The sequence below is a fragment of the Streptomyces omiyaensis genome, from assembly GCF_014650895.1.
Lineage (GTDB): Bacteria > Actinomycetota > Actinomycetes > Streptomycetales > Streptomycetaceae > Streptomyces > Streptomyces omiyaensis.
This window is the reverse complement of record NZ_BMVV01000002.1, coordinates 586,359-596,203: the sequence shown is the minus strand read 5'-3', so window position 1 is coordinate 596,203 and position 9,845 is coordinate 586,359. Positions and strand designations below refer to the sequence as shown.

Here is a 9,845-nt window from a genome sequence, read left to right as displayed (position 1 = left end):
TGCGTTCTGCACAGCGATCGCGGGTCGCAATTCCGGTCCCGAAAGTTCGTCCGGACGCTCGGACGGCATCAGATGTCCGGCTCGATAGGGAGAGTCGGAGCGGCCGGCGACAACGCCGCCATGGAGTCGTTCTTCAGCCTGCTGCAGAAGAACGTTCTCAACCGCCGCACCTGGGCCACCCGTGAGGAACTGCGGATCGCGATCGTGACCTGGATCGAACGGACCTATCACCGGCGCCGCAGACAGACCGCACTCGGCCGACTGACCCCCGTCGAATACGAAACCGTCATGACCACACCGGCCACCCTGGCCGCGTGACCGAACCTGTCACCCAACTTTGCAGCAGACCCCCTCCGACGTTCGTGTACGAGAAGGAGAACTCCGACCCCCTCGTTCCCGGCGCCAAGCATGATCGGCCGGGAGACCTCAACGGGGACGGCTTCGCCGACTTCGTCGCCAACGATGCCGAGGGCAAGCTCTGGTTCTACGGCGGCAACGGCAACCTCGGTACGCCAGCAACCCGCCAGCTCGTCGGCACCAGCGGCTGGACCGGAGCACTCATCGCCCACCGCGGCGACCTGAAGAGCATGAACTTCGAGGACACGGCTCTCGACGGCTACGAAGACTTCCTCGTCCGGCTGTCCGACAACAAGCTCTACCTCTACCCCGGCAACGGCGTGGGCTCTCCCTGGATCTACACCCGCAAGGAACTCGCCCACCCCTCCGAAGGTGACTGGCGCGGCCTGCGCCAGATGCTGCTCCCTGGCAATATCGACGGAAAGCCCGGCAACGACCTCATCACCGTCGAGTGCATCTGGAATGACGACACGATCAAGCCAGAGGACCGCACGTGCGTGAGCGCCCGTCTCATCCTCTACAGCGGCAACGGGATCAGCGGAGACGGCGGCCAGAACCAGGCGATTCCCTTCGACTGGGACAAGAAAATCATCCTGGGCACCGGTGGCTGGCGCGACCTCACCAACCTCGCCGTCAGCGACGTCAACGGAGACTCCTACGCCGACCTCGTCGCCCGTGACCCCAGCGACGGCACGCTCTACCTCTACCCCGGCTGCGTCAACGACGCCGTCGCCTGCCCTGGCAGCGACTACAAGTTCCTCCCCCGCACCGTCTACGGCAACGGGGGCTGGAACCAGCGCCCCTACCTGACCTCTCCCGGCAATACCCAGGGCACCCTGCTGGCCGACGAGGTCACCTCACAGCCCTCAAACGAACTCCCTCCGGACCACCCGGACAACCAGCCCAAAACCTACTACTTCAAGCGGTTCATCCCGACCGTCGGCCAGGAAGCCGGCGACATCTGGGCCACCACCCCTGCTGCCCCGGACACCCCGGTCAACTACGTCGACTCCACCGGTACCGCGAAGAGCATCCTGTGCCCCACCGGATGCCTGCTCATCTACCCCGGCGGCAAGACCGCCCACGGCGCACCCCGCCTTGCGGGAACCGCCGGATGGGCCACTACTATCCGCGGAATCTTCTAGCGTCCACAGCCCACGAACGGACCCAGGTGTGCCATGCCTCAGAAAGGCACGGCACACCTGCCGTCCACCGGCCGCCTCACCACCGGTCCGCTCCGACCGCAGCACACACCCAGCCTGCGGCCCCTACCTTCCTGCGAAGGACACATGAGACGCCTCACCCGACGCACGGCCACGCTCACCGCGGCCACCGGCCTCCTCACCACGGCCACCCTCCTGGCCCCGCCCACCGCCAGCGCGGCGGACGAGCTGAAGCTGTCGGGGTACGACGTGGTGGCCGCACCCGGCTCGGCACCGCGGTTCTACCCGACCGTCGAGTCCGGCACGACCTTCTGGGGGAAAGTCGTCATCACCGTCGGCACCAAGCCGATGACCGACCCGGCGGGCGCCGGGGCGGGCCTCCCGGCGGGGTACGACTCCCGCAACAACAGCTGCACCCCGGCTGCCGGGTACACCGGTGTCCTCGTGTGCGACGGCGTGCCCTATCAGCAGCCCGCCACCATCGTTCCCTCGGGCGCCGCGGACGCCACCCTGTACTGGGGCTTCGCGTACATGCCCGCCGACGGCGACCTCGCGGCGGCCGTGAAGGAGGCCCGCAGCGCCGGCAGCCTCCCCGCGGACGGGCGCCGTGGTACCGGCAAGGTCACCGTGAAGTCCCGCGCGCACGCGCTGCTGAACACGATCGCCTTCGACACCCCGGCCGTCCCCGACGGCGGCACCGTCCGCCAGCAGCTGCGCGTCCACGCCAACGACGCCGGACGGCTGACACTCCGCTTCGGCCGGGCCGACGGCCAGCTCTTTGCCAACCTGGCCGTCCGCATCGGCGCCATCACCACCGGCCCGGGCGCCACCTGCGAGATCCACTACGCGACCCTGCCCGACGACGTGCCCAACCTGGCCTGCGAGCTGGAACCCGGTGACCACGTCATCGGCTACGCGCTGACCGGCACCGCGGGGCAGTACGCCCAGAAGCTCCAGGCCCACACCCGCTACGACATCTACGACCTGGCCGTGTGGGACGAGTCCGACGTCAAACTGGTGAGTGCGCCCTTCGCCGTCCAGGGCCGCACGATCCGCCCCTCCCACGGCCTCCTCGCCCGCAACACCGCCGGCACCCTGTTCTCTTACAGCGGCACCCGCTCGGCGGCAGCGCCCCTGTCCGGCCCGTACAAGATCGGCTCGGGCTGGCAGACCTACACCGCCCTCACCTCGCTCTCCCCGCTCAAGCAGGGCGGCTACTACTGGGCCGACCGGAAGCCCTCCGCCCGCACGCGCGGCCTGGGCGACGTCGTCGCCCGTGACGCGTCCGGCACCCTCTGGTACTACGACCGCCAGCTCGTCCGCGGAAAGCCCTTCGCCCCCCGCGTCAAGGTCGGCGGCGGCTGGAACGTCTACGACCGCATCGACGGCGCCGGGGACCTCGACCGCGACGGATACGCCGACCTCCTCGCCCGCGACAAGGCCGGGGTCCTGTGGCTCTACGAGGGCACCGGCAGCCTCACCGGCGCCCGGTTCACGGCGCGGGTGCGCGTCGGCGGCGGCTGGGGCGCGTACGACCGGCTCGCCGGCGGCGCCGACCTGACCGGCGACGGCCGGGCCGACCTGCTGGCACGGGACCGGGCCGGGGTGCTGTGGCTGTACCAGGGCACCGGCGACACCACCCGCCCGTACACCGGCCGCACCCAGATCGGCGGCGGCTGGAACACCTACAACCACCTGTTCTGACCCCTGCCGCCACCATGGCGGACGGCCGGGTCCCGAGGTCCGAGGAGAGACCGAGGGGATCCGGCCGGCCCACCGCTTGTCCTGCCCACGCGCCGGGAAGCACCTCGGTCCGCCCAGCGGGTCCGGCCGCAGGAGATGACGTGCGGCCGGACCGTGCCGCGTGCCGTCCGCCCGGTCGCCGTCGTCCGCCGACGCGGTCGTGTCGGAGCCGGGCTGTCAGACGCCGCCCGGGGCGGTCGCGGCCGTCGGGAGCGACCGCGTCCGGGTTCGGGAGGACGGGACCGGTGAAGAGGCCCGGAAGTGACGCGGGACGCGGTCACCGATGCGCCGAACGGGCGGTTCGGGCGCGTCGCGTGGCCCGCGTCCCGGCTGTGTCCCCACAGGTGTGATTTCCTGCCCGGGACGGGCCGCCAAGGCCCTTCGTACTCACGTCTGACCAGCCAAGCGCCTGGTCAGAACGATTTTTCCTTGTGGGGCGGGTGGGACTCGAACCCACGGCCGACGGATTATGAGTCCGCTGCTCTAACCGGCTGAGCTACCGCCCCCGACGCCGACGCGCGTACAAGTGTGCGCGCCGTCCTGCCGCAGCATAGCCGCTCATACGATCTCCTGCTCCGGAAGATCGGGACGATCGGTGCTGCTCGACCATGAAGACCGCGGAGCGGAACGGTTGGTTCCCGGGAACGCGAAAGAGGACCCCTGAGGGTCCTCTTTCGCTCTGCTCCCCCGACTGGACTCGAACCAGTAACCCTCCGGTTAACAGCCGAATGCTCTGCCAATTGAGCTACAGGGGATCGCGCTCCCCCGACTGGACTCGAACCAGTAACCTGCCGGTTAACAGCCGGCTGCTCTGCCAATTGAGCTACAGGGGATTGCTGCGGTGCACCGAACGGTCCTGCCCGGGTCGTCCCGGGCGGCGGTCGCTCGCTGCGAGACATACATTAGCGCAAGCAGGGGGGTGCTCCGCCAATCGGTATCCCCAGGACATCCCCAGGGCCCTCCAGGGAAGGATCGCAGCGTGCGGTACAAGCTGACGTTCGCCGCGGGTCTCGCGCTCGGTTACGTGATCGGCACGCGCGCGGGCCGCGAGCGGTACGAACGGATGAAGAAGTCCGCCAAGGACTTCGCACGGAACCCCGCGGTGCGCAACGCCGCCGAGACGGCCGCGCAGACCGGCCGGCAGTACGCGGGGAAGGCGGCGCACGTGGTCGGCGACAAGGTGGGCGACCGCCTGCCCGCCTCCGTCACCGACCGGGTGTCCGCCCTGCGCGGACGCGTCCGCTCCAACGGGCACGTCACCGAGGACGACGACTGGGGCACCAGCAACACCTGACCCGCAACCGGCCCGCGTGCGGCAGAATCGGGCCCATGGGGATAGTCGCGGGACTCGACAGCTCTTCGGACGCCACGCGCATCGTGGTCTGTGACACGGACACCGGGGCCGTACTGCGGCAGGGGCACGCCCCGCACCCGGTGGACGCCAAGGCCACCGACGTCGACCCGCAGAGCTGGCTGCTCTCGCTCGGGGAGGCCGCGACCGGCGGGCTCCTCGAAGGCGTGGAGGCCATCGGCGTCTCCGCGCAGGCGCACGGCGTCGTGCCGCTCGACGCCCAGGGCGGCCTGGTCAGGCCCGCGCTGGTCGGCAACGACAAGCGGGACCAGGTCGCCGCCGCCGACCTCGTCGATGCGCTCGGCGGGCGCGAGGCCTGGGCCGAGGCCGTCGGCACCGTCCCGCAGGCCGGGCTCCCGGTCGCGAAGCTGCGCTGGCTGGCCCGTACCGAACCGGAACACGCGCGGCGGATCGCCGCCGTCCTCCAGCCGCACGACTGGCTGGTCTGGCAGCTCCTCGGCCGCCCCGCCCGCCGCACCACCGACCGCGGCGCCGCCTCCGGCACCGGCTACTGGTCGCCCCGCACCGGCGCCTACCGCCCCGACCTCGTCGAGCTGGCGCTCGGGCACACCGTCGCGCTGCCCGAGGTGCTCGGCCCCGCCGAGCCGGCCGGCACCACCCCCGAGGGCCTGCTGATCTCCGCCGGCACCGGCGAGACCATGGCCGCCGCCTTCGGGCTCGGGCTCGGCCCCGGCGACGCCGTCGTCTCGCTCGGCGCCTCCGGCTCCGTCATGGCCGTCCACCACGAGGCCCTGGACCGGCCCGGCGCCTCCGTCACCTCCTACGCCGACGCCACCGGCAGGCACCTCCCGGTCGTCTCCGTCACCAACGCCGTCCGCACCCTGCGCGGCACCGCCGAGCTGCTGGGCGCCGAGTCCCTGGACGAACTCTCCGCGCTGGCCCTGAAGTCCACGCCGGGCGCCTCCGGACTCGTGCTCCTCCCCTACCTGGAGGGCGAGCGGACGCCGAGCCTGCCGCACGCCGCCGGCACCCTCACCGGGCTGCGCCGCGAGTCGATGCGGCCCGAGCACCTGGCGCGCGCCTCCTTCGAGGGGATGCTCTGCGGGCTCGCCGACGCCCTGGACGTGGTGCGCGGCCGGGGCGTCGAGGTGCGGCGGATCTTCCTGCTCGGCGCCGCGGCCTCGCTGCCCGCCGTCCAGGCCCTGGCGCCGGCGCTCCTCGGCGCACAGGTCGTCGTCCCCCAGCCGGCCGACTACGCGGCGCTCGGCGCGGCCAAGCAGGCCGCCTGGGCGCTCGGCGTGGCCCGCGGCACCCTCTCCCCCTCCGCCCCGCCGGCCTGGCAGGGCGCCGCGGCGCAGATCCTGGAGCCGGGCGACGAGCTGCCGGCGGGCCAGGCGGTGCGCCGGCAGTACGCGGCGGCGCGGGACCGGATCCATCCGGGGGCCTTCGGCGGCTGACGGGCGGGCGGGACGGTTCGTAAAGTCTTTCCCAGGGCTGGGCCGGGCGCCGTAAACCCGCTCGTAACGGTTCGCACGCTCGGGCGATAGTGGGAACCGTGCTCATAAGACTTCTCCGAACCCACCTGCGACCCCATCGAAAACCCCTCGCCCTGCTCGTCCTGCTCCAGTTCCTGGCGACCTGCGCGAGCCTCTACCTGCCGACCCTGAACGCCGACATCATCGACGAGGGCGTCGTCACCGGGGACACCGGCTACATCCTGCGGTTCGGCGCGCTGATGATCGGCGTCTCCGTGATCCAGGTGCTGTGCAACATCGGGGCCGTGTACTACGGCGCGCGGACCGCCTCCGCCGTCGGCCGGGACGTCCGCGGCGCCGTCTACGACCGCGTGCAGTCCTTCTCGGCGCGCGAGCTCGGGCAGTTCGGCGCGCCGTCGCTGATCACCCGGACGACCAACGACGTCCAGCAGGTCCAGATGCTGGTGCTGATGGCGTTCACCCTGATGGTCTCCGCGCCCATCATGTGCGTCGGCGGCATCGTGATGGCCCTCGGCCAGGACGTGCCGCTCTCCGGCGTGCTGCTCGCGGTGGTGCCGGTGCTCGGCGTCTCGGTCTCGCTGATCGTCAAGCGGATGCGGCCGCTCTTCCGGACCATGCAGGAGCGGCTCGACACGGTGAACCGGGTGCTGCGCGAGCAGATCACCGGCAACCGCGTGATCCGGGCGTTCGTGAAGGACGGGTACGAGGAGGAGCGCTTCCGCGGCGCCAACGCCGAGCTGACCGACGTGTCGACGGCGACGGGCCGGCTGATGGCGCTGATGTTCCCGACCGTGATGACGGTCGTGAACGTGTCCAGCGTGGCCGTGGTCTGGTTCGGCGCGCACCGCATCGACAGCGGCGGGATGGAGATCGGCGCGCTGACCGCCTTCCTCGCCTATCTGATGCAGATCGTGATGGCCGTCATGATGGCCACCTTCATGTTCATGATGGTGCCGCGGGCCGAGGTCTGCGCCGAGCGCATCGAGGAGGTCCTCGGGACCGCGTCGAGCGTGGTGCCGCCGGCCGAGCCGGTGACGGCGCTGGGGCGGCGCGGGCACCTGGAGGTCAGGGCGGCCGGCTTCCGCTACCCGGGCGCGGAGGAGTCCGTGCTCCGGGACGTGGAGCTGGTGGCGCGGCCGGGCGAGACCACCGCGATCATCGGTTCGACCGGCTCCGGCAAGTCGACGCTGCTCGGGCTCGTGCCGCGGCTGTTCGACGTGACCGGCGGCGAGGTCCTCGTCGACGGCGTCGACGTGCGGACGCTGGACCCGGCGCTGATGGCGCGGACGGTCGGGCTCGTGCCGCAGAAGCCGTACCTGTTCTCGGGGACGGTGGCGTCGAACCTGCGGTACGGCAAGCCGGACGCGACCGACGAGGAGCTGTGGCACGCCCTGGAGGTGGCCCAGGCCGCCGACTTCGTCCGGGGCCTCGAACACGGCCTGGAGGCGCCCGTCGCCCAGGGCGGCACCAACGTCTCCGGCGGCCAGCGGCAGCGGCTGGCGATCGCGCGGACGCTGGTCCAGCGCCCGGAGATCTACCTCTTCGACGACTCCTTCTCCGCGCTCGACTACGAGACGGACGCCCGGCTGCGGGCGGCGCTCTCGGAGGAGACCTCGGACGCGACCGTGGTGATCGTCGCCCAGCGGGTGTCGACCATCCGGGACGCCGACCGGATCGTGGTCCTCGACGAGGGCCGCGTCGTCGGCACCGGGCGGCACCACGAGCTGATGGCGGGGAACGAGACGTACCGGGAGATCGTGCTCTCCCAGCTGACCGAGGCGGAGGCAGCCTGATGGCCGGTCCTGGCGGACGCATGATGGCCGGGGGCACCCCGGGTGAGCGGTCGATGGACTTCAAGGGGTCGTCGAAGCGGCTGCTGCGGCAGCTGGCGCCGGAGCGCACCGCGCTCTGGCTGATGCTGGTCGCCGGTGTGCTGTCGGTGGCCGGCGCGGTGGTCGGCCCCAAGATCCTGGGGCGGGCGACCGACCTGATCTTCGCGGGCGTGGTCGGGCGGCAGATGCCCGAGGGCGTGACGAAGGCGGAGGCCCTGGCGAAGCTGCGGGCCGACGGCGACGGCGGGATGGCCGACATGCTGTCCGGGGTCGCCTTCACCCCCGGGCGGGGCATCGACTTCGGCGCGGTCGGCGAGGTGCTGCTCCTCGCGCTCGCGGTGTACGTGGTGGCGGGCCTGCTGATGCTGGTCTCCACCCGGATGTCGATCAAGGTGATCAACCGGACCGTGTTCCGGATGCGCGAGGACGTGCAGACGAAGCTGGCGCGGCTGCCGCTGTCGTACTTCGACCGGGCCAAGCGCGGCGAGGTGCTGTCCCGGGCGACCAACGACCTCGACAACATCGGCCAGACGCTCCAGCAGTCGATGGGCCAGCTCATCAACTCGCTCCTGACGATCGTCGGCGTGCTGGCGATGATGTTCTGGATCTCGCCGCTGCTCGCGCTGGTGGCGCTGGTGACGGTGCCGGTGTCGGTGGTGGTCGCGGCCAGGATCGGCAAGCGCTCGCAGCCGCACTTCGTGCAGCAGTGGAAGTCGACGGGCGCGCTCAACGCGCACGTGGAGGAGATGTACACCGGGCACACCCTGGTGAAGGTCTTCGGCCGGCAGGAGGAGGCCGCGCAGGGCTTCCGTGAGCAGAACGAGGCGCTGTACGAGGCCGGGTTCAAGGCGCAGTTCACCAGCGGCATGATGCAGCCGGTGATGTTCTTCGTCTCGAACATCAACTACGTCCTGGTGGCGGTGGTCGGCGGTCTGCGGGTGGCGAGCGGCACGCTCTCCATCGGCGACGTGCAGGCCTTCATCCAGTACTCGCGCCAGTTCTCGATGCCGCTGACGCAGGTGGCGTCGATGGCGAACCTGGTGCAGTCGGGCGTCGCCTCGGCCGAGCGGGTCTTCGAGCTGCTCGACGCCGAGGAGCAGCGGCCGGACGCGCCGGTCACCGGCAAGCCGCGCGACGTCGAGGGGAAGGTGGCCCTGGAGCACGTCTCCTTCCGCTACGAGGCCGACAAGCCGCTCATCGAGGACCTGTCGCTCGCCGTGGAGCCGGGCCAGACGGTCGCGATCGTCGGTCCGACCGGGGCCGGCAAGACGACGCTGGTCAACCTCCTCATGCGGTTCTACGAGGTGACCGGCGGCCGGATCACCCTGGACGGCGTGGACATCGCGTCGATGCCCCGGGCGGAGCTGCGGGCCGGGATCGGCATGGTCCTCCAGGACACCTGGCTCTTCGGCGGGACGATCGCCGAGAACATCGCGTACGGCGCCACCCGCGAGGTGACCCGGGCGGAGGTCGAGGCGGCCGCGCGGGCGGCCCACGCCGACCGCTTCGTCCGCACCCTGCCGGACGGGTACGACACGGTGGTGGACGACGACGGCGCGGGGGTCAGCGCCGGCGAGAAGCAGCTGATCACCATCGCCCGGGCGTTCCTGTCCGACCCGGTGATCCTCGTCCTCGACGAGGCGACGAGCTCGGTGGACACCCGGACCGAGGTGCTGATCCAGAAGGCGATGGCCCGGCTGGCCCAGGGCCGCACCTCCTTCGTCATCGCGCACCGGCTCTCCACCATCCGGGACGCGGACGTGATCCTGGTGATGGAGGACGGCTCGATCGTGGAACAGGGCACGCACGAGGAGCTGCTGGTCTCGGGCGGGGCCTACGCCCGGCTGTACGCGGCGCAGTTCGCGGCGGCGGTCGCCGAGGTCGACTGACCGGGGCGTCCGCCGTGGAGGGGCCCGTGCCGGGTGCGGCGCGGGCCCCTCGC

The 9,845-nt window shown here is 71.4% G+C and carries 7 protein-coding genes and 3 tRNA genes; 7 read left to right on the top strand and 3 right to left on the bottom strand.

Annotation, left to right across the window (positions count from 1 at the left end; all coding sequences use genetic code 11):
- The 3 genes from IE287_RS05605 to IE287_RS05595 form a co-directional block, all read left to right on the top strand.
- Positions 1-318, top strand: a 318-nt coding sequence (locus IE287_RS05605) for an integrase core domain-containing protein (RefSeq protein WP_189847730.1), incomplete at its 5' end; no start/stop codon positions are given.
- Positions 315-1,502 (top strand): FG-GAP repeat domain-containing protein, encoded by a 1,188-nt coding sequence (locus IE287_RS05600; RefSeq protein WP_189847729.1) that lies wholly within the window; start codon positions 315-317, stop codon positions 1,500-1,502. The genes IE287_RS05605 and IE287_RS05600, both read left to right, overlap by 4 nt.
- A gap of 144 nt (positions 1,503-1,646) precedes the next feature.
- Positions 1,647-3,224, top strand: a complete 1,578-nt coding sequence (locus tag IE287_RS05595) for an FG-GAP repeat domain-containing protein (protein WP_229883286.1) — start codon at positions 1,647-1,649, stop codon at positions 3,222-3,224.
- A gap of 471 nt (positions 3,225-3,695) precedes the next feature.
- Here IE287_RS05595 and IE287_RS05590 read toward each other — a convergent pair.
- The 3 genes from IE287_RS05590 to IE287_RS05580 form a co-directional block, all read right to left on the bottom strand.
- Positions 3,696-3,769: transfer RNA gene (locus IE287_RS05590), tRNA-Ile, on the bottom strand.
- A gap of 176 nt (positions 3,770-3,945) precedes the next feature.
- Positions 3,946-4,018: transfer RNA gene (locus IE287_RS05585), tRNA-Asn, on the bottom strand.
- Positions 4,019-4,023: 5 nt separating this feature from the next.
- Positions 4,024-4,096, bottom strand: a tRNA-Asn gene (locus tag IE287_RS05580).
- Between the two features lie 146 nt (positions 4,097-4,242).
- On the opposite strand from IE287_RS05580, the gene IE287_RS05575 reads away from it, so the two are divergent.
- From IE287_RS05575 to IE287_RS05560, 4 genes are all read left to right on the top strand, one after another.
- Positions 4,243-4,557: a YtxH domain-containing protein gene (locus IE287_RS05575; RefSeq protein ID WP_189847727.1), complete on the top strand. Its 315-nt coding sequence runs from the start codon at positions 4,243-4,245 to the stop codon at positions 4,555-4,557.
- A gap of 35 nt (positions 4,558-4,592) precedes the next feature.
- Positions 4,593-6,032 carry an FGGY family carbohydrate kinase gene (locus tag IE287_RS05570; RefSeq protein WP_189847726.1) on the top strand — a complete coding sequence of 480 codons (1,440 nt, stop codon included), beginning with the start codon at positions 4,593-4,595 and terminating at the stop codon, positions 6,030-6,032.
- Positions 6,033-6,130: 98 nt separating this feature from the next.
- Positions 6,131-7,864 carry an ABC transporter ATP-binding protein gene (locus tag IE287_RS05565; RefSeq protein ID WP_189847725.1) on the top strand — a complete coding sequence of 578 codons (1,734 nt, stop codon included), beginning with the start codon at positions 6,131-6,133 and terminating at the stop codon, positions 7,862-7,864.
- Positions 7,864-9,792 (top strand): ABC transporter ATP-binding protein, encoded by a 1,929-nt coding sequence (locus IE287_RS05560; protein WP_189847724.1) that lies wholly within the window; start codon positions 7,864-7,866, stop codon positions 9,790-9,792. Before IE287_RS05565 ends, IE287_RS05560 begins: the two co-directional genes overlap by 1 nt.
- Positions 9,793-9,845: the final 53 nt, after the last annotated feature.